17 protein-coding genes and 1 pseudogene are annotated in these 20,851 nt (G+C 76.1%); 7 read left to right on the top strand and 11 right to left on the bottom strand.

Annotated features, from left to right (window positions below):
* Positions 1-3 precede the first annotated feature (3 nt).
* The 6 genes and pseudogenes from ACF1AK_RS19440 to ACF1AK_RS19465 form a co-directional block, all read right to left on the bottom strand.
* The gene (locus tag ACF1AK_RS19440; protein ID WP_391500113.1) at positions 4-2,331 is read right to left on the bottom strand and encodes a heavy metal translocating P-type ATPase; all 2,328 of its coding nucleotides are present in this window, start codon (positions 2,329-2,331) and stop codon (positions 4-6) included.
* Between the two features lie 71 nt (positions 2,332-2,402).
* On the bottom strand, positions 2,403-2,561 hold the full coding sequence (locus tag ACF1AK_RS19445; RefSeq protein WP_380297930.1) for a hypothetical protein: 159 nt from the start codon (positions 2,559-2,561) through the stop codon (positions 2,403-2,405).
* Between the two features lie 191 nt (positions 2,562-2,752).
* Positions 2,753-3,169, bottom strand: a pseudogene (locus tag ACF1AK_RS19450) (hypothetical protein); the annotation flags it as partial.
* A gap of 101 nt (positions 3,170-3,270) precedes the next feature.
* Positions 3,271-5,637 carry a lamin tail domain-containing protein gene (locus ACF1AK_RS19455; protein ID WP_391500011.1) on the bottom strand — a complete coding sequence of 789 codons (2,367 nt, stop codon included), beginning with the start codon at positions 5,635-5,637 and terminating at the stop codon, positions 3,271-3,273.
* A 174-nt stretch (positions 5,638-5,811) separates the two neighbouring features.
* Positions 5,812-6,249, bottom strand: coding sequence for a PPOX class F420-dependent oxidoreductase (locus tag ACF1AK_RS19460; protein WP_391500012.1), 438 nt, complete (start codon positions 6,247-6,249; stop codon positions 5,812-5,814).
* A gap of 45 nt (positions 6,250-6,294) precedes the next feature.
* On the bottom strand, positions 6,295-7,773 hold the full coding sequence (locus tag ACF1AK_RS19465) for a D-alanyl-D-alanine carboxypeptidase family protein (RefSeq protein WP_391500013.1): 1,479 nt from the start codon (positions 7,771-7,773) through the stop codon (positions 6,295-6,297).
* A gap of 234 nt (positions 7,774-8,007) precedes the next feature.
* Here ACF1AK_RS19465 and ACF1AK_RS19470 point away from each other — a divergent pair, with 234 nt between their 5' ends.
* The 3 genes from ACF1AK_RS19470 to ACF1AK_RS19480 all read left to right on the top strand — a co-directional run bounded on the left by ACF1AK_RS19470 (position 8,008) and on the right by ACF1AK_RS19480 (position 10,619).
* Positions 8,008-9,306: an MFS transporter gene (locus ACF1AK_RS19470; RefSeq protein WP_391500014.1), complete on the top strand. Its 1,299-nt coding sequence runs from the start codon at positions 8,008-8,010 to the stop codon at positions 9,304-9,306.
* A gap of 10 nt (positions 9,307-9,316) precedes the next feature.
* A complete protein-coding gene (locus tag ACF1AK_RS19475; protein WP_391500015.1) occupies positions 9,317-9,532 on the top strand; it encodes a hypothetical protein in 216 nt (71 codons plus the stop codon).
* A 91-nt stretch (positions 9,533-9,623) separates the two neighbouring features.
* The gene (locus tag ACF1AK_RS19480) at positions 9,624-10,619 is read left to right on the top strand and encodes an alpha/beta fold hydrolase (RefSeq protein ID WP_391500016.1); all 996 of its coding nucleotides are present in this window, start codon (positions 9,624-9,626) and stop codon (positions 10,617-10,619) included.
* A gap of 52 nt (positions 10,620-10,671) precedes the next feature.
* Here the strand turns inward: ACF1AK_RS19480 and ACF1AK_RS19485 are convergent, their stop codons facing one another.
* The 3 genes from ACF1AK_RS19485 to ACF1AK_RS19495 form a co-directional block, all read right to left on the bottom strand.
* On the bottom strand, positions 10,672-12,168 hold the full coding sequence (locus tag ACF1AK_RS19485) for a VWA domain-containing protein (protein WP_391500017.1): 1,497 nt from the start codon (positions 12,166-12,168) through the stop codon (positions 10,672-10,674).
* The gene (locus tag ACF1AK_RS19490; protein WP_391500018.1) at positions 12,165-13,037 is read right to left on the bottom strand and encodes an AAA family ATPase; all 873 of its coding nucleotides are present in this window, start codon (positions 13,035-13,037) and stop codon (positions 12,165-12,167) included. The genes ACF1AK_RS19485 and ACF1AK_RS19490 overlap by 4 nt, the downstream gene beginning before the upstream one ends.
* Before the next feature lie 149 nt (positions 13,038-13,186).
* Positions 13,187-13,885 (bottom strand): Tat pathway signal sequence domain protein, encoded by a 699-nt coding sequence (locus ACF1AK_RS19495; RefSeq protein WP_391500019.1) that lies wholly within the window; start codon positions 13,883-13,885, stop codon positions 13,187-13,189.
* Positions 13,886-14,367: 482 nt separating this feature from the next.
* Between ACF1AK_RS19495 and ACF1AK_RS19500 the strand changes: the two genes are divergently transcribed.
* The 4 genes from ACF1AK_RS19500 (at position 14,368) to ACF1AK_RS19515 (ending at position 18,158) form a co-directional block, all read left to right on the top strand.
* A complete protein-coding gene (locus ACF1AK_RS19500) occupies positions 14,368-15,171 on the top strand; it encodes a TetR/AcrR family transcriptional regulator (protein WP_391500020.1) in 804 nt (267 codons plus the stop codon).
* 137 nt (positions 15,172-15,308) lie between these two features.
* The gene (locus ACF1AK_RS19505) at positions 15,309-15,965 is read left to right on the top strand and encodes a DUF6230 family protein (RefSeq protein ID WP_391500021.1); all 657 of its coding nucleotides are present in this window, start codon (positions 15,309-15,311) and stop codon (positions 15,963-15,965) included.
* A gap of 2 nt (positions 15,966-15,967) precedes the next feature.
* Positions 15,968-16,477, top strand: coding sequence for a DUF6114 domain-containing protein (locus ACF1AK_RS19510; protein WP_391500022.1), 510 nt, complete (start codon positions 15,968-15,970; stop codon positions 16,475-16,477).
* A 367-nt stretch (positions 16,478-16,844) separates the two neighbouring features.
* Complete coding sequence (locus ACF1AK_RS19515) at positions 16,845-18,158, top strand: globin domain-containing protein (protein ID WP_391500023.1); 1,314 nt, start codon at positions 16,845-16,847, stop codon at positions 18,156-18,158.
* A 36-nt stretch (positions 18,159-18,194) separates the two neighbouring features.
* Here the strand turns inward: ACF1AK_RS19515 and ACF1AK_RS19520 are convergent, their stop codons facing one another.
* Together ACF1AK_RS19520 and ACF1AK_RS19525 are read right to left on the bottom strand one after the other, a co-directional pair.
* Positions 18,195-19,628 (bottom strand): selenium-binding protein SBP56-related protein, encoded by a 1,434-nt coding sequence (locus ACF1AK_RS19520; RefSeq protein ID WP_391500024.1) that lies wholly within the window; start codon positions 19,626-19,628, stop codon positions 18,195-18,197.
* A 148-nt stretch (positions 19,629-19,776) separates the two neighbouring features.
* On the bottom strand, positions 19,777-20,736 hold the full coding sequence (locus ACF1AK_RS19525) for an alpha/beta hydrolase (protein ID WP_391500025.1): 960 nt from the start codon (positions 20,734-20,736) through the stop codon (positions 19,777-19,779).
* Positions 20,737-20,851: the final 115 nt, after the last annotated feature.

A 20,851-nucleotide genomic window follows, 5' to 3' on the forward strand; every position in this document is an offset into this window, starting at 1 on the left:
CCCTCACCACGCCGCACCCGCCGACCGCCGCGCCCGGGCCGGCCGCCGCGCGGCGCCCGCCCGACCGCCGATGCCGGGGCCGCCGACGCCCGGTCCGCCGGCGCCCGGTCCGCCGTCCCCGGGCCCGCCGCGCCCGTCCATGACGCCCCGCCCGGGACGCCAGGTCCGCAGCCGCAGGCTGTTGCCCACCACCAGCAGCGAGCTCAGCGACATCGCCACCGCCGCCAGCATCGGATTCAGCAGCCCCACCGCCGCCAGCGGGATGAGCACCACGTTGTACCCGAACGCCCACAGCAGATTGACCCGGATCGTGGCCAGGGTGCGCCGGGCCAGCCGGACGGCGTCCACCACCGCCTCGATGTCCCCGCGCACCAGCGTCAGCCCGGCCGCGCCGATCGCCGCGTCGCTGCCTGAGGCGAGCGCCACCCCGAGGTCCGCCGAGGCCAGCGCGACGGCGTCGTTGACCCCGTCGCCGACCACCGCCGTGGTCCGCCCGGCGGCCTTCAGCTCCGCGACCACCTCGGCCTTGCGCTCCGGCGAGGCCGAGTGGTGCACCCGCTCGATGCCCAGCTCCGCCGCGACGGCCCGCGCCGCGCCCGGCCCGTCCCCGGTCAGCAGCACCGGCTCCAGGCCCATGCCGCGCAACCGGTGCAGCGCGCGCCAGCTGCCCGAGCGCAGCGTGTCACCGACCGCCAGGACGGCCGCCGGGCGCCCGTCCAGCTCCACCAGCACCGGCGTGCGGCCCGCCGCCGAGGCGTCCGCCAGCGCCCGCGCCAGCTCCGGCGGCAGCGGCCCGTCCGCCGCGTCCGGGCGGACCACCCGCACCCGACGGCCCTCCACCTCGCCGGACACCCCCACTCCGGCGGCGGCCGTGAAGCCGGCCACCGCCGGAAGGGGCTCGGAGCCGCACCGGGCGCGGGCCGCCCCCACGACAGCCCGCCCGACGGGGTGCTCCGACCGGTGCTCGACGGCTCCCGCGAGCCGCAGCACCCGGTCCTCGTCGACCCCCGCGCCGGCGGCCACGGTCACCGCGGCGAGCTCCATCCGGCCGGTGGTCAGCGTGCCCGTCTTGTCCAGCACCACGGTGTCCACCCGGCGCAGGCTCTCCAGCACCTCGGGGCCGCGCACCAGCACGCCCAGTTCGGCGCCGCGCCCGGTCGCCGCGAGCAGCGCGGTCGGCGTGGCCAGGCCCAGCGCGCACGGGCAGGCGACCACCAGCACGGCGACCGCCGCCGTCACCGCCGCCTGCGGGTCGGCGCCCGCACCCAGCCAGAAGCCCAGCACGCAGACCGCCACCGTCAGCACACAGGGCACGAACACCCCGGCGACGGTGTCCGCGAGCCGCTGCGCCTTCGCCTTGCCCGCCTGGGCGTCCGCCACCAGCGCGGTGATCCGGGCCAGTTGGGTGTCCGCGCCGACCGCCGTCGCGCGCACCACCAGCGCCCCGCCGACGTTCACCGTGGCGCCCGCGACCCGGTCGCCCGGCCCGACCTCCACCGGCACCGACTCACCGGTCAGCAGGCTCAGGTCGAGTGCCGAACCGCCCTCCACCACCACCCCGTCGGTGGCCACCCGCTCGCCCGGCCGGACGACGAACTCCTGCCCCGGCAGCAGCCGTTCGATCGGCAGCAGCCGCTCCTCGCCGCTCCGCGGATCGCGGACGCAGACCTCCTTGGCGCCGAGTTCGGCCAGCGCCCGCAGCGCCGAACCGCTGCGCCGCCGCACCCGCCCCTCCAGCAGCCGCCCGGCCAGCACGAACAGCGGCACCCCGACGGCCGCCTCCAGGTAGACGTGCGCGGTGCCGCCGCCGTCCGCGGTCAGCGAGAACGGCATCCGCATGCCGACCTCGCCCGCCCCGCCGAACAGCAGCGCGTACGCGGACCAGCCGAAGGACGCGACCACACCGAGGCTCACCAGGGTGTCCATGGTCGCCGCGGCGTGCCGCAGACCCTGCCGGGCCCGGCGGTGGAACCCGGCCGAGCCCCAGCTCACCACCGGCAGCGCCAGCCCGAAGCAGACCCACTGCCAGGCCGGGAACTGCAACGAGGGCACCATCGACAGCACCACCACCGGCACCGCCAGCAGCGCCGTCACCACCAGCCGCCACCGGTCCCCGGCCTCCTCCTCCGCCGGACCGGCCGCCGGTACCCCGGCAGGGGCCAACTCGGCGGTGTACCCGGCGCGTTCGACCGCCGCGACCAGCGCCTCGACGCCCACCGCGGCCGGGTGCAGCACCCGCGCCCGCCCGGTGGCCAGGTTCACCCCGGCGGTCACGCCCTCGATCCGGGCCAGCCGCTTCTCCACCCGGCTCACACAGGCCGCGCAGGTCATCCCGCCGACCGCCAGATCGGTGCTCACCAGCGCGCCGGTGTCCCCGCTCCCCGCGCTCTCCGTCACGGACGTCACCGGCCCGCCCCCATCTCATGGCCCGTCCCGGGCTTGCCGCCGCCCCCGCCGCCGGGCGTCAGCCCGGGCGTCACCGGCCCGGCACCGCGCCCCACCGCGAACGCCACGACGAACACCACCACCAGCAGCAGGGCGAACCCCGCCAGCACACTCAACGGCCGGCCACCCGGCGACATCCCGCTCACCCCCCACCAGTCGTCCCACCACCCCGCCGAGTTCCCGAACACCCCGAATGACCCGAATCACATACCCCCGCCCCGTGCCGCCGCCCCGCCCCGGACACGGCGAGGGGCCGGGGCGCGCACGGTCTCCCGCACGCGCCCCGGCCCCTCGCCGTTCCGTCCGGCTACGCCCGGCCGCCCGGCCGCTGGTCGAGGTGGACCAGGACGCCCGAGTGGAACCGCTCGACGGCGGCGTCGACACTGCGGATGAAGCCGCTCTCGGCGTTGCCCCGGGTGCTCCCCATGCTCTTGGACAGCGAGAGCCGGAACCCGGTGAGCCGCGAGGAGTCCTTCGGCAGCAGGTCGCCCGGCTCGGGCCGCAGCTTCTCCAGGGTGCCCCGGGGGCCGGCCGCTCCGCCGTCGGTGAGCGTCTCCACGTGCAGGTCGGCCGGGGCCTCGCCGAGCTGACGGACCAGCCGCTTGACCCAGCTCAACGGGTAGCCCTGCTCGGGCGCCGGGACCTCGGTGGAGGTCCGCAGCTTGCCGACCCGCAGGTCGGCGGCGATCGCGAGGGTGCCGACGGTGCCCTCGATCCGGATCTCCCGGATTGCGAGGTGAGTGTACGCGCGCAATCGGACCGTCCGGGCCCCGGGGTACGGCGCTGCCCCGGCGCCGGGGGTGACGCCGGGGCAGCGGGGGAGGGCTACGGGAGCGGGATGCGGACGACCTGCGGGTCGTGGTCGCTCAGTTGGGTGGCGAACTCGCTGTTGAGGTGGACGATGTCGTAGCTGTACGGCTTGGCGGCGAGGGCGGGGGAGACGAGGATGTGGTCCAGGACCTGGGAGTTGCCCTCGTAGACGTAGGTGTAGCGCTCGGCGAGGGGGAGGGTGCGGGGGAGGTCGACCAGGGAGCCGCCGGCGGTGAGGAGGTCGGCGGTCGCGGAGAACTCGAAGTCGTTGAGGTCGCCGAGGACGATGACCGCGGCGTTCGGGTCGACGGCGAGGATCTGGTCGGTGAAGTTCTTCACCACGGTGGCCTGCGCGTGCCGCTGGGTCTCGGAGGGGCGGGACGGCTGCTGGTAGCGGCCGAAGAGGGGCTGGTCGCCGCCCTTGGAGTTGAAGTGGTTGGCGATCACGAACACCGGCCGGCCGTTCCAGCGGAACTCGCCGGCGAGCGGCTTGCGGCTGGCGTTGAACGCGGAGTTGGCCGGGTCGATGCGGCCGGGGGAGTAGGCGAGGGCGGGCGTGCCGGCGTTGTTGACCACCGAGTCGGCGGTGGTGGAGCCGGCGCCGGGGCGGTCGGTGAAGGTCAGGCCGCGGTCGGTGCGGTAGAGGAAGACCTGGCGGATGTTGCCGCCGGGCTGGCCGCCGTCCTGGTCGTTCACCGGGTTGATCTGGCGGTAGGAGTAGGCCGGGCCGCCGGCCGCGCCGATCGCGGCGACCAGCTTGTCCACGGTCTGGTCGGCGGCGGTGACGCCGTTGTCGGTCGCGCCGGAGTTGTCCTGGATCTCCTCCAGGGCGACCAGGTCGGGCGAGCGGAGGTTGTTGACGATGGCGGCGGCGAGGCCGTCGAACTTGCTCTGCGGGTCACCCGGGGCGAGGTTCTCGACGTTGAAGGTCGCGGTGGCGAGCTCGCCGGCGGCCGGGGCGGCGGTGGTCTCGGCGGCGAGACCGCCGGGCGTCACCGCCGGGGTCGCGGTGACCAGCAGCTTGAAGTTGCCGAAGGAGTAGTCCAGGACGCCGACGGTGGCGCCGGAGAGGGTGTCGCCCACGTTGGCGGCGGGCGTCGGGGCGAGCACGTCGTCCAGCAGGACCCGCTCGGGGTTGCCGTCGGTGGCCTGCAGCAGGATGCCGCCGCGGTTGGTGCGGGTGGCCGAGCCCTGCGGGACGACCGGGATCTCCCCGAAGGAGCTGCTCGGGCCGACCACGGCGGCGTTGTTCAGCTGGACCCGCATGCCCTCCAGGGACTCCCAGAAGTCCAGGCCGTCGGTGGCCGGCTGGAAGCCGCCGGCCGTCTCGACGTCGCCGGTGGTGACGCTGGAGATCACCGCGGCCGGGGGTATCCGGCCGCCCGCGCCGACCACGGTGGCGGCGGGCAGCGCGACGTTGTGGGCGAGGACGGTGGTGACCGGAGCGGTGATCTCGGTGGTGGTGAGGTTGGTGGTGCCGCCGGTGCCGCCCGGGCGGAACTCGCTCACCGTGCCGCCGACCTTGACCGAGTCGCCGACGGCCACGCCCGGCGCGCCCGCGGTGTAGACGTAGACCGCCTCGCTGGTGGCCGGGTCGGCGTCGGGCTGCGGGTCCTGGAACCAGTAGCCGCTCGGGCCGGCCGCCGTGACCACGCCCGGGACGGCGCTGACCGCCTGGCCGGCCAGCGGGGAGGTGCGGGCCGCGCCCTGGACGTCGTGGATCCGGGTGCCGCCGGTCCCGCCGCCGGTGGAGGAGGAGTTGCGCGGGACGGGCGCGGTGACGGCGAAGTCGGCCGCGTTGTTGTCGGTGTCGGTGGCGCCGCCGCCCGCCCGCAGCGCGGCGGTGGTGTTGGCGAGGTTGCCGGTCGGCGAGCCCTCGGCCGAGCTCGCGGTCGTGCCGTAGCCGACGAAGTCCTTCACCCCGGGCTGGGTGGCGCAGCCGGCGGAGCAGGTGAGCGCGGTGGCGTTGGTGACCAGCGCGACCTTCCCGGCGTTGGCGCCCAGGGCGAGGGTGCCGGTGGCGTCGGGCGCGGGCAGGGCGGCGCCGGTGCCGGCCCCGGCCGCCTCCTGCACCAGGTAGTACTTCCCGGGGGCGATGGTGCCCGACAGGGTGGTCTTCGACCACGAGGAGCCGGCCGCCGAGGCGTACTGGACCGTCCAGCCGGTGACGGAGACCGGAGCGGTGCCGCGGTTGTACAGCTCGATGAAGTCATTGGCGTACGGGGCACCGGAGTTGCCGCCGCCGCCGAACACCTGGCTGATCACGATGTCCGGCGACACGGCGTGCGCGGTGCCGGCCGGAAGGGCTGTCAGCGCTCCCACGACGGCGGCGGCCGATGCCACCGCCAGCACACGGAGCCGGACTCGATCGGTTCGCCGCATGGGGCGACCTCCTGACGCGCGAACGGATGATGGTGGGGCGCTGTGTGTTGTAGCAGCGCCACCGTTGCCATACCGCGCGCTCCGGCGGACGGCCAGGCGTACAACGGAAGAACGTTTTGCCTGGCATGAACCGGACGAGCCGCCCGTGACGGAAGGGGCGGGGGAGACGGGAGGTCAGTCGTCGGCGGGCCCGGTGAGGGTGAGGCGGATGCCGACGGTGCCGCGCTCGCCGCGCCGCAGCCGGCTGCCGAGCAGGGTGAGGACGCCGACCAGGCCGTACTTCTGGCGCAGCAGCGTCCGGTAGGCCGCGGTGCGCTCGGGGCCGAGGATCTCGGCGGTCGCCGGGAAGGACCCGCCGGTCGGACGGCCGCGCACGTCGCACGGGCCGACCAGGACGTCCGGGCGGTTGCGGATCCGCTTGACCTTCCAGGAGTCGGCGACGGTCCAGATGCCGAGCGCCTCGCCGTCGCGCACCACCCACACCGGGGTCGGCACGGCGGTGCCGTCCTTCTTGAAGGTGGTGACCAGCAGATAGCTTCCGGAGGAGAGGCCGACGAGGCGTTCGAGCCGCTCCTGCCGGTGCGGGTCGGGATCGGGGGTGGGGGCGCTCATGCCGGGCATTCTAGGGCCCGGCAGGAGCGCCTCCGGGCGCCGCCGTCACCGCCGCCGCGGGCCGGGCGGCGTCAGCCGGGCACGGGCGCTGCGGGCCAGGCCCCGGGCCCGGCGCGCCAGCCGGCGCCGGCCGCGGCCGCCCACCGCCGTCGACCCGCCGACCGCGGTGGCGCCGCGCGGGGCGGGGGCGCCGCAGGGGACGGCGCTGCCGTACGCGGCGGGGTCGCGGTAGGCCGCGACGGCGCCGGGCGCCACCGGCGGGCGGCCGGCTCCGGCGGCGCGCGGCCGCACCCGCCGCCGCACCCGGATCCGGGCCGCCGCCCAGAGCGCCAGCGCCCCGCACAGGGCGGCCGCCGTCCAGCCGGCCGGGCCGGGCGCGTGGCCGGCCTGCCGGCCGGCGCCGTCGGCCTCCCGGGCGGCGTTCGGCAGCACCCCGGCGTCCGGGTCCCCGGCCGCGCCGTCCGGGGCCGGCTCGCCCTCCTCCTCCACCAGGGCGCCGACCGGTTCGACCGTGCCGGCCGCCGCGAAGCCCCAGTCCAGCAGCGCCGCCGCCTCGTCGTACACCTTGGACTGCTGCTCCGGGTGCATCACCGTCACCAGCAGGGTCCGGCCGCCGCGTTCGGCCGCGCCGGTGAAGGTGGCGCCCGCGTTGGTGGTGTAGCCGTTCTTCACCCCGATCAGGCCCGGGTACGCGCCCAGCAGCCGGTCGGTGTTGGCGATGTCGAAGGCGGTGCGCTGCCCGGTCGTCAGGTCGAGGCCGCCGGGGAAGCGCGCGGTGCGGGTCGCGCAGTAGGCGCGGAAGTCCGGGTTGCGCAGCCCGGCCCGGGCGAACAGCGTGAGGTCGTACGCCGAGGAGACCTGGCCGTCCTGGTCGTAGCCGTCCGGGGTGACCACCCGGGTGTCCCGGGCCTGGAGGGCCTCCGCCCGCTCCTGCATCTGCTCGACCGTCGCGGCCAGCCCGCCGTTCATGTGGGACAGGACGTGCACGGCGTCGTTGCCGGAGGCGAGGAAGACCCCGCGCCAGAGGTCCTCGACCCGGTAGGGGAGGTTTTCCTTGATCCCGACCAGACTGCTGCCCGCGCCCACCCCGGCCAGCTCGGCCGGGGTCACCCGGTGCTCCAGGGAGCGGTCGAACTTGGGCAGCACGGTGTCGGCGAACAGCATCTTGAGCGTGCTGGCGGGCGGCAGCGGGAGGTGCGCGTTGCGGGCCGCCAGCACCTCGCCGCTCGTGGCGTCGGCGACCAGCCAGGACCGCCCGGTCAGCCCCGCGGGGAGCTCCGGCGCCCCGGGCCGGGGCGCCACCTGGACGGTCGGGCGGCCCAGCCGCTCGCCGCCGACCACGGTGCCCGCCTCCTGCGCCGCCCCGGCCGCGGCGGGGGCGGCGCTCGCCCCGGGCGGGGCGTCGGCGGGGCCGGCCCGGGCGACGGGCGCACCGGCGGCGAGCAGCAGCACGGCGAGGGCGCCGGCCGCCGCCGGGCTCCCGGCCCGGCGGCGGCCGCTGACGTGGGACGGCCTCTGCTGCACACCGCGAACGTACCCGGGCCGCCGCCGCCCCGCCCTGCCCGCTGCTCCGTCCGGGCCCCGGCGCCGGGCGGGGCCTGGTACGGTACCTGGCATGTTCGTTCCCGGTGTGTAGTGCGACCCGTCGCGACCGCGCCCCGACCGTTGCCGTCGGCGCGGTCCTCCGGTGTCCCCGCACGCCTCCGGTGCCGCCGGGCCCCGCGCGCCCGCCGCCGGTCCTCACCGAGGAACGTACCCATGCCCTCCTCCGCCCCCGTGCCCCCGCACGCCTCCGCCGCGCGCCCCGGCTACCGCGCCGTGCTCGGCGCCCCGTACGCCGCCCGCACCTTCGGCGCCGCACTGCTCGGCCGGCTCTCCTACGGCGTGGTGCCGCTCGCCCTGCTGCTCGCCGTCCGCGACGCCACCGGCTCCTACTCCGCCGCCGGCGCGGCGATGGCCCTGTTCGGCCTGGCCAGTGTCGCCCTCTCCCCGGTCAGGGCCGGACTGGTCGACCGTCACGGCCCCCGGCGGGCGCTGCCGCCGATGGCCGCGCTGTACACCGCGCTGCTGCTCGCCGTGGCCGCCGCCGCGCGGCCCGGTACGCCGCCGGCCGTCCTCGCGGCGCTGGTCCTCGCGGCGGGCGTCTGCACCCCGCCGCTCGGCCCGGTGATGCGCACGCTCTGGCGCCGGCTCCACCCCGACGCGGCGCTGCTGCGACGCGCCTACAGCCTCGACGGCGTCTTCGAGGAACTGCTGTTCGTCGCCGGACCGCTGCTGGTCGGGCTGCTGCTGCCGGTCACCGGCCCCGACGGTGCCGTCGTCGCGGGAGCGGGCCTGCTGCTCACCGGGGCCCTGCTGATGGTGGCCTCGCCGCTCACGGCGCCGGGCACCCGCGAGGACGGCCCGGCCGAGGGGGAGGACGCCGCGACCGGCGGCCGCCGGCGACGGCGGGCCGGCGGCCGGCTCGGCGGCGGCCGGGCGCTGCGCCGCGCGGTGCTCGCGGCGGCCGTCACCGGCCTGGCCCTGGGCGCGCTCGACCTCATGGTGGTCGCCTCCGCCGAGCGGCAGGGCCGGCCGGAGGCGGTCGGCTGGATCCTGGCCGCGCTCTCCCTCGGCAGCGCGGTCGGCGGCCTCGGGCTCGGCGCACTGGACCGTCCGCTGCCGAACGCCGCCCGGCTGCCGCTGTTCACGGCCGGTCTCGGCCTGGCCCTGGCCGCCGCCGGGCTCGCGCCGGGCCTGCTGCTGCTCGGCGCGGCCGTCGCGCTCGCCGGGCTCTTCGTCTCGCCCGCCCTCACCACCGCCTACCTGGTGGCGGACGAGGCGGTCGTCCCCGGCGCCCGCACGCGCGCCGGTGCCTGGGTGAACACCGCCGTCAACGCCGGATCGGCCGGCGGCGGCGCGGCCGTGGGCCTGATGGTCGGTCATCTGCCGCTGCCGCTCTGCTTCGCCCTCGCCGCCGCACCGGCCCTGGCCGCCGCACCGGTGCTGTGGACGCGCGACTTTGGTGACGCCGGGTCGCGCCGAAAGTCGGATCCCGCCCGGGACGCCGCTGCCTAACGTCGGCGGCATGAAGAACTTCCTCGGCTTCGTGAGCTTCGTCCTGATCGTCGGCGGGATCAGCGGGCTGCTCGCCGACCACCTGTGGGGCCTGCGGGTGTTCGGCTTCGTCCGCTACCTCGTGCCCTCCGGCCACCAGACCGCGGGCTACTTCGCGCTGATCGGGGTGGGCGTCCTGCTCGCCCTCGGTACCGCGCTCCTGGACCGGCTGGGCGCCGGGGACTGAGCCGGGCCGGGGGCGGGTGCGGCGAGCGGGAACGCACGGCCGGGCGCCGCTCGTTGGACCGTCCGACGGGCCGTCGACGAGGAGGAGCCGCATGACCAAGCAGGCCTACGGACGGATCGCGCACCGCCACGTCGAGGTGAACGGCGTCCGGCTGCACGTCGCCGAGCAGGGGGAGGGGCCGCTGGTCCTGCTGCTGCACGGCTTCCCGGAGAGCTGGTACTCCTGGCGGCACCAGTTCGCCCCGCTCGCCGAGGCCGGCTACCGGGTGGTCGCCGTCGACCAGCGCGGCTACGCCCGCAGCGAGCAGCCCGCGTCGGTCGACTCCTACACCCTGCTCCACCTGGTCGGGGACGTCACCGGCCTGATCCGCGCGCTCGGCGAGGAGCGCGCGGTCCTGGTCGGTCACGACTGGGGCGCCCCGGTCGCCTGGACCACCGCGACCCTGCGGCCCGACCTGGTGCGCGGCGTGGCCGGGCTCAGCGTCCCGCCGGTGCCGACGCTCGGCCTGCCGCCGCTGGCGCAGGCCAGGGAGCGGTTCGGCGACGGCTTCTACCAGGTCTACTTCCAGCGCCCCGGGGTGGCCGACGCCGAGCTCGTCCGGGACCCGCACCTGACGTTCCGCCGTCTGTTGTACACCGGCTCCGGCGACCGCCCGCGCACCGGGGAGTCGCGGGCCTGGGTGGTCGGCGAGGGCCAGACCCTGCTGGACGGCCTCGCCGAACCGGAGAAGCTGCCGGCGTGGCTGTCGGAGGCGGACATCGAGGCCTACGTCGCCGACTACGCCGAGCACGGCGAGCGGGCGTTCACCGGCGGCCTCAACTGGTACCGCAACATCGACCGGAACAACGAGCTGCTCGCCGGGCTCTTCGGCCTGCCCGTCGGCGTCCCCGCGCTCTACGTGGCCGGGGACCAGGACATGGTCACCACCCTGATCCCGGAGGAGGCGATGCGGCAGCTGCTGCAGCACCTCGCGCCCAAGCTGTACCGGCGCGTCACCCTCCCGGGCGTCGGGCACTGGACGCAGCAGGAGAGCCCGGCCGAGGTCACCGAAGCCCTGCTGGACTTCCTGCGGCACCTGGACGGCTGAGGGCGCGGGGCGGCGGGGCGGGACGGCTCCCGCCCCGCCGCCCCGGTCCGGATCAGACCGGCGGCAGCCGGGCGATGAACTCGCCCAGCCGGCGGGCGTTGCGGCAGCAGTGCATCTCGACCACCGCGGCGTAGGCGGGGGCGGCCGAGTCGCCGGTGCCCCAGAGGGCGGGCTGCTCCGGATTGAGCCAGTGCACCCGGCGGGCCCGGGCGGCGATGAGCCGCAGGGCGGGCAGCCCGGGGTCCCGGTGGTTGTTCCGGGCGTCACCGAGGATCAGCACGCTGGTGCGCGGGCCCACGGCGTCCAGGTGGCGGTCGGCGAACTCGGCGAGCGCCGCGCCGTAGTCGCTGTTGCCGTGGTGGCCCGCCACCGCGGCCTCGGTGAGGATCCGCCGGGCCGGCGCGGCCGGGTCGCCGCCGCGGGTGAGCAGGGCGGTCACCTCGGCGGTGCGGTTGACGAAGGCGAACACCCGGACCTTGCTGAACTGGTCGCGCATCGCCTGGACCAGCAGCAGGGTGAAGTCGGAGAAGCCCGCCACCGAGCCGGACACGTCGCAGAGCAGGACCAGCTCCGGCCTGGCGGGGCGGCGCAGCCGGTGGGCCGGGCGCAGCGGGACGCCGCCGGTGGACAGCGAGCGCCGCAGGGTGCGCCGCAGGTCGATCTGCCCGCGCGCCGCCCGGCGCCGGCGCGCGGCCGTCCTGGTGGCCAGCTTGCGGGCCAACGGGTGCACGGTGCGCCGTAGTTCGGCGAGCTGGTCGTGGCCCGCGGTGAGGAAGTCGATCCGGTCGGCGCTGGGCGCGACGGCCCGTTCGGCGACGTGCTCGGTGCCGCGCAGCTCGGCCGCCCGCCGGCGGGCCTCGGTGGCGACCAGGGCGCGGAAGTCCTGGATGCGGCGGCGGACCTCGTCGGGAAGGAGGCCGTCGGCCAGGTCCGCGGCGGTGGGGCCCCGGCCGTCGGCGCCGGCGCGCAGCGCCGCCAGCACCCGGGCCAGCAGCGTCTCCGGGGCGAGCCGGCCGAGGGTCTGGTGGGCCGACCAGCCGCCGCTGCCGGGCCGGTCCGAGCCGCCGGCGGTGCCGTACCGGCCGAAGGCGGCCACCGCCTCACCGGCGAGCCGGGCCAGGGCGGCCCGGTCGTCGGCGGCGAGCGCGGCCGCGAGCCGCGCCCGGAGGTCCTCGCGCAGGGCGGCCGGGTCCGGTGGCGCCGGGTCCTGGGCGGCCTGAGCGTGCCCGGCCGCGGTGGCGGCGGCCCGGCGCACGGCCTGCGGATCGCCCACGCCGAGCGGGAAGAACAGGTCGAAGGCGGCGTCGAAGACCCCGCGCTGTCCGTCGGAGCGCAGCAGGGCGGCGGCCAGCCCGGCCCTGACCTGTGCGCGGTCGGCGAGGCCGAGGACCTCCAGGACGGCCGCGGCGTCGACGGTCTCGGCGGGCCCGACCGGCAGGCCGTGGGTGCGCAGCGCGCGGACGAAGCCGGTCAGCCGGGCGGCGAGGTCGGCGGGCGGGGCGCCGGGGGCCGGTGCGGCGCCGTCGGCGGCCTGCGGCGGGACGCTCATGCGGGGGTGAGCTTCTCGGTGGCCTTCAGCACGTCGTCCTGGTGCTTGAGGATCACGCCGAGGGTGGCGCGCACGACGGTCTCGTCGAGGGTGTCGGCGCCGAGGGCCAGCAGGGTGCGGGCCCAGTCGACGGTCTCGGCCACCGAGGGGGCCTTGCGCAGCTCCATCGCCCGCAGCGCGCCGACCACCCGGACCATCGACTCGGCCAGCGCCGCGTCCAGGCCGGGCACCCGCAGCCGCACGATCCGGCGCTCCAGCTCGGCCTCCGGGTAGCCGAGGTGGAGGAAGAGGCAACGCCGGCGCAGGGCCTCGGAGAGCTCCCGGGTGGCGTTGGAGGTGAGGAGGGCGAACGGGCGCCGGTTCGCCGTGATGGTGCCCAGCTCGGGCACGGTGACCTGGAAGTCGCCGAGCACTTCGAGCAGCAGCGCCTCGACCTCGACGTCGGCCTTGTCCATCTCGTCGATGAGCAGCACGGTCGGCTCGTCGCCGCGGATGGCGGTCAGCAGCGGGCGGGTGAGCAGGAACTCCTCGGTGAAGATGTCGGTGCGGGCCCGGTCCCAGCCCTCGTCGCGCCCGGCGGTGATCCGCAGGAGCTGTTTGGCGTGGTTCCACTCGTAGAGGGCACGGGCCTCGTCGATGCCCTCGTAGCACTGGAGCCGGACCAGCCGGGCGCGGCCGGTGGCGGCGACGGCCTTGGCGAGTTCGGTCTTGCCGACGCCGGCCGGCCCTTCGACGAGCAGCGGCTTGCCGAGCCGGTCGGCGAGGAAGACGGCGGTGGCGGTCTCGGTGGAGGCCAGGTAGCCGGCCTCGGCCAGCCGGGCGGCCGTGTCGGCCACCGACTCGAAGAACTGCGTGCCCTCGCCGCCCATGCGTGCCCCACATCCCCGTCGTCCGGTGCCTGTCGCCAGCACCCTACCGGCGGGTCACTTCGCTGTCCCGGCCACGGCCACGGCCACGGCCGGGGCCCGGTCCGCGGCCGTGGCCGCGGACCGGGCGCGTCACCGGCGCCGCGGGGGCGTCAGTTGACGAAGACGACCGGGCTGCCGGCCACCGAGACGTCCCGGACCGGGCCGTAGGTGGCGGTGAAGTAGCCGACCGGGAAGCAGGTGCTCGGGCCGGAGACCTTGGGCAGCGCCTGGGCGTTGAAGCCGATGGTCTGGCCGGTGTTGTTGGTCGTGCCGGCGAGGCCGCCGGGGGCCCGGTAGACGCAGGTGATGGTGCCGAGGATGGTCTTCAGCACCACCGTGGTCTGCACCGGTCCGGCCGTGCCCGGGTCGAGCGAGACCGGGCTGCCCGCGGCGTCGCTGACCGAGTTGACGTAGGCGAGGTTGTTGACGGTGATGCTCTGCACGCCGGTCACGCCGATCACGTTGGCGGTGCAGGAGCCGAAGGTCTGCGTGTTGAGCGACTCGGTGGCGGTCCCCGGAGCGGCCGGGTTGGTGAGGACGGTCGCGGAGAACGCGGACGTGGCGCACTTGATGCCACTCGTTCCGGTGGCGCTGGAGGAGAAGTTGGCGGTGGTGCCGGCCACCAGGTCGGCGACCAGCACGTCGCCGACGGAGACGTTCGGTCCGGCGAGCGCGGTGTGGGTGAGCACCGCGACGGGGGCGGCGGCCGGGGCGGTGGCGTCGGCGGCCTGGGCGGGGGCGACGGTGCCGGCGGCCAGGACCGCGGCGGCGGCGAGGACTGCGGTTCCGAGGGTACGGCGGATGCGCATGAGGGTGTGCCTCTCCGGGCGAGTCGGGTGGGGCCCGTGCGGCCGGTGCGGGGGCGCGCGCGGCGGCGTCGACCGCGGGCCGGCCGCGGGCCGGCTGCGACGGGGTGGTGCGGGGTGGGGCACCGCGGACGGTGACTCGGCGGGCCCGGCGCCACGGGCCCGCCCGTACGGGCGGCGGTACCGGCGGCACGACGCTGTGCGGCGGGTACGGCGGCCGGATCGGCCGCGCTCGGCCGTTCGGGGCCGGCTGCGGGCGAGTACGGCTGAGTACGGCGGGGTGGAGCGGAGGTGGAGCGGGTGGGGCGAGGGGTACGTGCGGTGCCGGGTGCACGTCGGCGGCTGCCACCGCCGGGCATGCGTTCGCCATACTGAGCAGTCGGAACGCGTGCGGGCTTCCGGCGGCGTCCGCCGCGGATTGGAAACCCGCCAGTGTTGTAAACCGGACGTCACGTCAATGTCAAGAAGATGCGCAGGAGTTGGCGATGAGACCGGAACCCCTCCGGAAGTCCGAGACCGCCCTGCTGCCCGGGGCGCGCACCGGGCGCGACCCCGCCCGGTCGATCAAGCGCGGCCCGAGCCGGCTGCCGCCCGGGGTGGTCGCCGCGACCCAGCGCGAGCGCCTGCTCGACGGCCTGGTGCTCACCGTGGCGCAGCACGGCTACCAGCGCGCCACGGTGAGCGACATCTGCCGTGCCGCCGGGGTGACCAGGCCGGTGTTCTACGAGCTGTTCACCGGCAAGGAGGACGCCTTCCTCGCGGCCCACCGGTACGGCACGGGGGTGGTGATCCGGCGGATGGCGGCGGCGTTCGCGGCGGCGCCGGACTGGTGCACCGGGATCCGCGAGTCGCTGCGGGCGATGCTCGGACTGCTGGCCGGGGTGCCCGCCTTCGCGACCATGGCGGTCATCGAGCTGGACGCGGTGGGCCCGGCCGGGCGCCGCGAACGCGACCAACTCCTCACCCGGTTCCGGGCGTTCTTCGCCGAGGTGCCCGAACTCCCGGGCGGGGTGGCGGCGGAGGCGATGGTCGACGCGGTGGTCGGCGGCGTCTACGGCACCCTGCAGCGCTGCATCGATGCCGGTCGCACCGCCGAACTCCCGGACCTGCTACCGCTCCTGAGCCTCTTCTGCCTGGCCCCCTTCCTCGGCCCGGCCGAGGCGGCGCGCCGCCTGGCCCTGGACCCGGCGCCGTGGCGCAGCGGCGCCGACGACCGGGCCGCGGGCCGCCCGGGAGCGGACGATGATCCTTCGTGCACCCGTATTGACCCGCTCAATACCGGGCAGTAGCTTCCCAGTTACCCACTGAGGCCCGACCGGTCCGCCCCGCTGCCGAGGGGCGGTCCCTCCCGGTCGTGTCGCAGAACGCTGTCCGCGCCAGGGCAACGTGCCAGTGACTGCCCGTCCCCACCACCCAGGGAGCACACATGGCCACGTCCGAGGACGCCGCCCGGAACGACGAGAGCACCACCGACGCGGAGGCGCCCGCGCAGCGCAGGGGCCGGGTCCGGCTGAAGCGCACCGCGCTGATGGCCGTTCCCGCCGTCGCCGCCGGCGCGGTGCTGATGACCCTGACCGCGCAGGGCGTGCTCGCCGCCCAGTTCTCGATCTCCGGCATGCCGTTCACCGTCACCGCGGACAGTCTGGACGGCGTCGGGTTCGAGCAGTTCGGCAGTCTGGACCACATGATCGAGGACAGCCCCAACGCCGGGGACACCGGCGGGCAGGTGCTCGTCGCGGTGTCCGCGATCAAGGAGGCCTCGCTCACCAAGCTCTGCCAGAGCGTCGAACTCGGCGGCATCAACCTGCTGATCAAGGCCGGGGACGGCGGAACGCCGGTGACCGCCACCGACCTCACCACCGACTCCGATCTGCTCACCGGTGACGCCGAGTTCAAGAACATCGAGATCGGCGGCGACGCCAGCACCTTCACCAAGGCCGGGGTCAAGGGCCTGCCCGGGGTCTTCGGGCAGCAGGCGGACACCGTCAAGATCCGCAACCTGCGCCAGCACAACTACGCGACCACCGCCGGTGCCTTCAAGCTGCCGAACCTGCGGCTGAGCTTCAGCTCCGAGGGCTGCTGACGGTGGCGGAGCCCGCACCCGGGACCGACACCGGGCCCGCCCTGGAGGCCGGGCCCGCGCCCGAGACCGCGCCCGGCGCCGCGCCGCAGGCCGCGTCCGCCCGCAGCCGCCCGTCCTGGCGCGGCTGGCGGGGCCGGCGGCCGTTCTGGGGCGGGGTGCTGATCCTGTCCGGCGGCGCGGAGATCCTCTTCACCCTGCGTGCCCCGCTGCCCGTCGTCCTGCACATCGGGCTCCAGGGGCTGTCCGGCTACCTCGTCCCGACCGTGATGGTGGTCTGCGGCCTGCTCGTCCTGTTCAACCCGGCCCAGCGGCTGTTCTACTCGGTCGTCGCCGTACTGGCCTCGCTCGGCAGTTGGCTCACCTCCAACCTGGGCGGCTTCCTGATCGGCATGCTGTTCGGCGTGATCGGCAGCTGCCTGACCTTCGGCTGGGTACCCGACCAGCCCCCGCGCCGCCGCCTGCTGCGCCGGGGCCGGGCCCGTCGGAAGGCCGCCGGCCCGGCCGGCGCCTGAGGCGGTCGCGGCCGGCGCCCCGACGCACACCCCGCGTCCGGCGCCGCCGCGTCCGGCCCGCCCCGCCGCCGTCGGCCGGCCGAGGGACCCGGGGCCGGTGCTCCGCCCCCGGCGAAGGGAGAGCGCCGGGGGCGGAGCACCGGCCCCGCCCGTCGCCGGGCCGGTGGTCCCCTTCGTCGACGGCCCGGCGGTCCGGTGGTCCCGGGCCGGCCGGGACCACCGGCCCTGTCGGAGACCCCCCGGGCTGCCGTTCACTGGACCTGCCACCGGTCCCGGCCGCCCCCTGCCCGCAACCGCGCCGCAAGCCGTCCGGACGGTGAACAACCGCTGTACGAGAGGTGGCTGACGGCTGGTTAGGCTGCGCTCCATGGACCTGGACAGCACCACCAGCACCACCGAGTACGACCGGTTGATCGCGCGCCACCACGCCATGCGCCTGCGCCGGCAGATCCTGGCGCCGGCGCCGTCCTTCGCCGCAGCGCCCACCGGTCCGGACGGCGCGCCCGACGCCCGCCCGGCCCCCGGCGGCCCCGGCGCGCAGGGCGGCTACGACCGGGACCACGACGGCGCGGCCGACCAGCGGCTGATCCTCGGCGGCCTCGGCCCGGTGGCCCCGTTCGCCGACCTCATCGACCACCTGTACGCGGTCATGTTCCGCCGCCGCCCCTTCCTGCGCGCGCTGTTCCCGGAGTCCATGGAGTTCCAGCAGGTCCACCTGGAGCGGATGTTCGACTACCTGATCGAGCACCTGCACGAGCCCGGCCGGCTCGCCGCCACCCTCACCCAGCTCGGCCGCGACCACCGCAAGCTCGGAGTCCGCCCGGTCCACTACGAGGCCTTCGAGGAAGCGCTCCGCGAGGCGCTGCGGCAGCGGGCGGGCCGGCACTGGAGCGCCGAGCTGGAGGGCGCCTGGGTGCGGATGCTGCGCTTCGCCGTCCGCTCGATGGTGGCCGGCGCCGACTCGGCGCTCACCGAACCCCCGTACTGGCACGCGACGGTGGTCGGCCACGAACGCCGCCGCGCCGACCTCGCCGTGCTCCGGGTGCGCACCGGCGAGCCGTACCCGTACCGGGCCGGCCAGTACGGGAGCGTCGAACACCCGCTGCTGCCGCACACCTGGCGGCAGTACTCGATGGGCTGCGCCCCGCGCACCGACAACGAGCTGGAGTTCCACGTCCGCCGCACCGGGCCGGGCGGGGTGAGCGAGGCGCTGGTCGAGCGCACCGCCGTCGGCGACCGGCTGCGGCTCGGCCCGCCGCGCGGCACGCTGATGCCGCAGGACGACACCCGGGACCTCCTGCTGGTGGCCGGAGGCACCGGGCTCGCCCCGATGAAGGCGATCGTCGAGGAGCTGGTGGAGCACCGTCCGCGCGGGCGCCGGGTCCACCTGTTCGTCGGCGCGCGGGCCCGGGCCGACCTCTACGACTGGCCGGCCCTCGCCGAACTCGGAGGCCGCAAGCCCTGGTTGGAGCTGGTCCCGGTAGCGGACGACGCCGCCGACGGCCCCGCCGCCCCCGGCGGACGGCTGGCCGAGGCGGTCAGCCGGGCCGGTGACTGGTCCCAGCACCTGGCCTGCGTCAGCGGCCCGGCGGGTCTGGTCGACGAGGTCCGCACCCGGCTGGTCGCCTCCGGCCTGCCCTCCGCCCGGATCCACCACGACCCGGTGCTCGGCCGCCTCTGAGCGCGGGCGCGCCGCCCACCGGTAACAGCGCGCCGCCTACCGGTAGCAGTAGGAGTCCGAGGAGGCGTCCCCGCCCGCCAGGTGCGTCTGGTGCACCCGCAGCCCCCGGAACTCCTCGCCGTGCGGGAAGAACCGCGGGTCCACCGTGAGCCCGCCCCGCTGCGGGTCGGCGTCCAGCTTGACGATCCACGGCTCGATGCCGTCCGGGTAGAACTGGTCGTCCCAGGAGCCGTACAGCGAGTTGGTGAGGTAGAGCCGCCGCCCGTCCCGGCTGATCTCGACCATCTGCGGCGCGCCGCTCAACGGCCGCTCCGGCGCGGCCGGGTGGGGCGTGCGGGCGCTCACCCCGCCGAGCCGCACGGACCCGGTGAGGCGGGGGTGGAACGGGTCCGCCACGTCGTACTGCAACAGCTCGCCGGTGCCCCAGGCGGAGACGTAGAGCCAGCGGTCGTCGACCGACAGGTTGATGTCGGTGACCAGCGGCGGCACCGCGCCGAACGGCTGCAGGACGGGCGGCAGGTCCTCGGCCTTCGCCGGCTCGGCGGGGATCTCGATCACCTTGCGTGCGGTGAACGCCTCGCCGTCCCGGTACCAGAGCCAGACCGAGGCCGAGAGGTCCTCCACATTGGCGACCACCCCGGCGAACCCCCACTCGGCCTGCGGGTCGTGGGCCGGGCGCAGCTCCAGCACCATCTGGTACTGGTCGCCCAGGTCGATCCGCTGGAGGTGGCGCCCCGAGTCCAGCTCCCAGAAGTGCAGCGCGTGCCCGTACTTGCGGCCGAGCAGCAGCTCCGGCACCACGCCGTCCTCGACCATCCACGGCGTGCCCCACTCGCTGGTGACGCCCACGTTGGTACCCAGGTGCCACCACACGTCGTAGGAGAAGTTCTGCGGGCCGCGCTCGGTCTCCCAGGGGCGCAGCACGTCGAAGGTGGTGTGGTCGAGCAGCGCGACCCCGCCGGGGCCGTCGCCGCCGGCGGCCGCGCCCAGGCAGGACAGGAAGACGCCGTCCGGCCCGCAGTGCAGGGTGTGCGGGCGCGAGTAGCCGGCTCTGGACGCCAGTTCCCCGGCCGTCACGGTCTTCACCAGTCTCGGGCGGACCGGGTCCGGCCGGGTGTCCAGCACGTGCAGCTGCGAGGAGCGCAGCCCCGGCAGCAGCAGGTAGCGCCGCTCGGGGTTGTCGTGGCAGGCGTGCGCGAGCGCGCTGGAGCAGGCGTTCCAGCCGAAGTGGTGCAGCTCGTCGCCCACCCCGGGCATGTCGGTGAAGTTGAGCACGCGCCCGTAGGTCGCCGACGCCGGGTCGGTGTCGACGGTGATCAGCGCGTCCGGCCGCTGCGCCGACCGGTCGAAGCCCGCCACGTAGGCGAGCTTCTCCGGTGGAGCGGCGATCGCCTCGGCGGGCGTGCGGTACAGGGAGGGATCGCTGTGGCCGGGCTGCCGGTCGTGCTGCGGGCCGTGTCCATGCGGCATGCTGGCTCCTCAACTCGCCTGTTCGGCAAGGGAAGTGACAGGGGCCCGGGTAGCCTTCCACAGACTCACGGGCGCACAGCAGGCGCACGGGGGAGCGGGCGGGGGCCGGGGGTGGCGCACCCCGGGCCCCGCGCGGGTACCGGCCGGCTCAGTGCACGGCCGACGGGAAGTACGCCCCGAGCCAGTGGTCGAGCTCGGCGAACACCTGGGTCCGGGCGGTCTCGCCGGACAGCACCAGGTCGTGCATGCCGCCCTTGATCCGGACGATCGTCACATGGCGGCCCAGGTACGGACCGGCCGCCGCGATGTCGTCGGCGCGCAGCACGGCGTCCGCGTGGTGCAGGGCGGCGTGCCAGCGGGTGGTGGAGACGGACGCGGTGGAGGCCATCAGCAGCACCGGCACGTCGATCCCGAGCCCGCGCCGCAGCTCCCGGTGGCCGCGCTGGACGGCGGCCAGCCAGCCGGCGAACAGCGGCACGCCCTCGGCGGGCTTGAGCTTCAGGTCGAAGTCCCACTCGCCGCGGAAGTCGCGGTGCAGGCTGTGCACGTAGTGCGGGTTGAGGGCGGAGGGCAGCACCCGGGTCGGTGCGAAGCGGCCGATCGCCTCCAGCGCCGGGGCGCCGAGGGTGCGCACGGCGGGGGCGGCCGGCATGGACAGGAACGGGCTGTTGAGGAAGAGGCCGTCGACCAGGCCCCGCCCGGTGCGGCGCCCGGCCCACAGCGCGGCGATCAGGCCGCCGGTGGAGTGGCCGTTGACCAGCAGCCGGCGGTGCCCGTCCTGCTCCCGGATGATCCGCACCGCCGCGTCCAGCTCCTCGTCGTACGTCGCGAGCTCGCGCACGAAGTTCGGCGAGTGGTGCGGGCGCAGCGAGCGGCCGTACTTGCGCAGGTCGAGCGCGTAGAAGGAGAAGCCGGCGGCGGTGTAGTGGTCGGCGAGGTGCGTCTGGAACCAGTAGTCGTTGTAGCCGTGGATGTACAGCACGGCCCGCTCCGAGCCGGGGACCAGCCGGCGGACCAGGGTCGCCGAGACCTCGCCCTCCTCGTCGGGCCGCAGCGGCAGCTCGGCGGCCTCGTAGGGGGCGCCGAGGATGTCTTCGCGGAACTCCATGGCCACGGGCACCCGCTTTCTGTTCGGAGACTGGGTTTCTCGGGGAACCCCGACGATACCGGCCGGTAGCCTCCGGCGTGACGGCGACTCGGGCCGGGCGCCTATGCTGCGGACA

Source organism: Kitasatospora sp. NPDC015120, from assembly GCF_043080305.1.
In the GTDB taxonomy this organism is placed as follows: Bacteria; Actinomycetota; Actinomycetes; order Streptomycetales; family Streptomycetaceae; genus Kitasatospora.

What these genes read in the sequence shown, in the direction of transcription:
- ACF1AK_RS19490 (WP_391500018.1), bottom strand. Translation starts at nt 13,037, where the DNA reads ATGGGCGGCGAGGGCACGCAGTTCTTCGAGTCGGTGGCCGACACGGCC.
- ACF1AK_RS19455 (WP_391500011.1), bottom strand. Translation starts at nt 5,637, where the DNA reads ATGCGGCGAACCGATCGAGTCCGGCTCCGTGTGCTGGCGGTGGCATCG.
- ACF1AK_RS19495 (WP_391500019.1), bottom strand. Translation starts at nt 13,885, where the DNA reads ATGCGCATCCGCCGTACCCTCGGAACCGCAGTCCTCGCCGCCGCCGCG.
- ACF1AK_RS19475 (WP_391500015.1), top strand. Translation starts at nt 9,317, where the DNA reads ATGAAGAACTTCCTCGGCTTCGTGAGCTTCGTCCTGATCGTCGGCGGG.
- ACF1AK_RS19520 (WP_391500024.1), bottom strand. Translation starts at nt 19,628, where the DNA reads ATGCCGCATGGACACGGCCCGCAGCACGACCGGCAGCCCGGCCACAGC.
- ACF1AK_RS19485 (WP_391500017.1), bottom strand. Translation starts at nt 12,168, where the DNA reads ATGAGCGTCCCGCCGCAGGCCGCCGACGGCGCCGCACCGGCCCCCGGC.
- ACF1AK_RS19505 (WP_391500021.1), top strand. Translation starts at nt 15,309, where the DNA reads ATGGCCACGTCCGAGGACGCCGCCCGGAACGACGAGAGCACCACCGAC.
- ACF1AK_RS19525 (WP_391500025.1), bottom strand. Translation starts at nt 20,736, where the DNA reads ATGGAGTTCCGCGAAGACATCCTCGGCGCCCCCTACGAGGCCGCCGAG.
- ACF1AK_RS19500 (WP_391500020.1), top strand. Translation starts at nt 14,368, where the DNA reads ATGAGACCGGAACCCCTCCGGAAGTCCGAGACCGCCCTGCTGCCCGGG.
- ACF1AK_RS19460 (WP_391500012.1), bottom strand. Translation starts at nt 6,249, where the DNA reads ATGAGCGCCCCCACCCCCGATCCCGACCCGCACCGGCAGGAGCGGCTC.
- ACF1AK_RS19480 (WP_391500016.1), top strand. Translation starts at nt 9,624, where the DNA reads ATGACCAAGCAGGCCTACGGACGGATCGCGCACCGCCACGTCGAGGTG.
- ACF1AK_RS19515 (WP_391500023.1), top strand. Translation starts at nt 16,845, where the DNA reads ATGGACCTGGACAGCACCACCAGCACCACCGAGTACGACCGGTTGATC.
- ACF1AK_RS19440 (WP_391500113.1), bottom strand. Translation starts at nt 2,331, where the DNA reads ATGACCTGCGCGGCCTGTGTGAGCCGGGTGGAGAAGCGGCTGGCCCGG.
- ACF1AK_RS19470 (WP_391500014.1), top strand. Translation starts at nt 8,008, where the DNA reads ATGCCCTCCTCCGCCCCCGTGCCCCCGCACGCCTCCGCCGCGCGCCCC.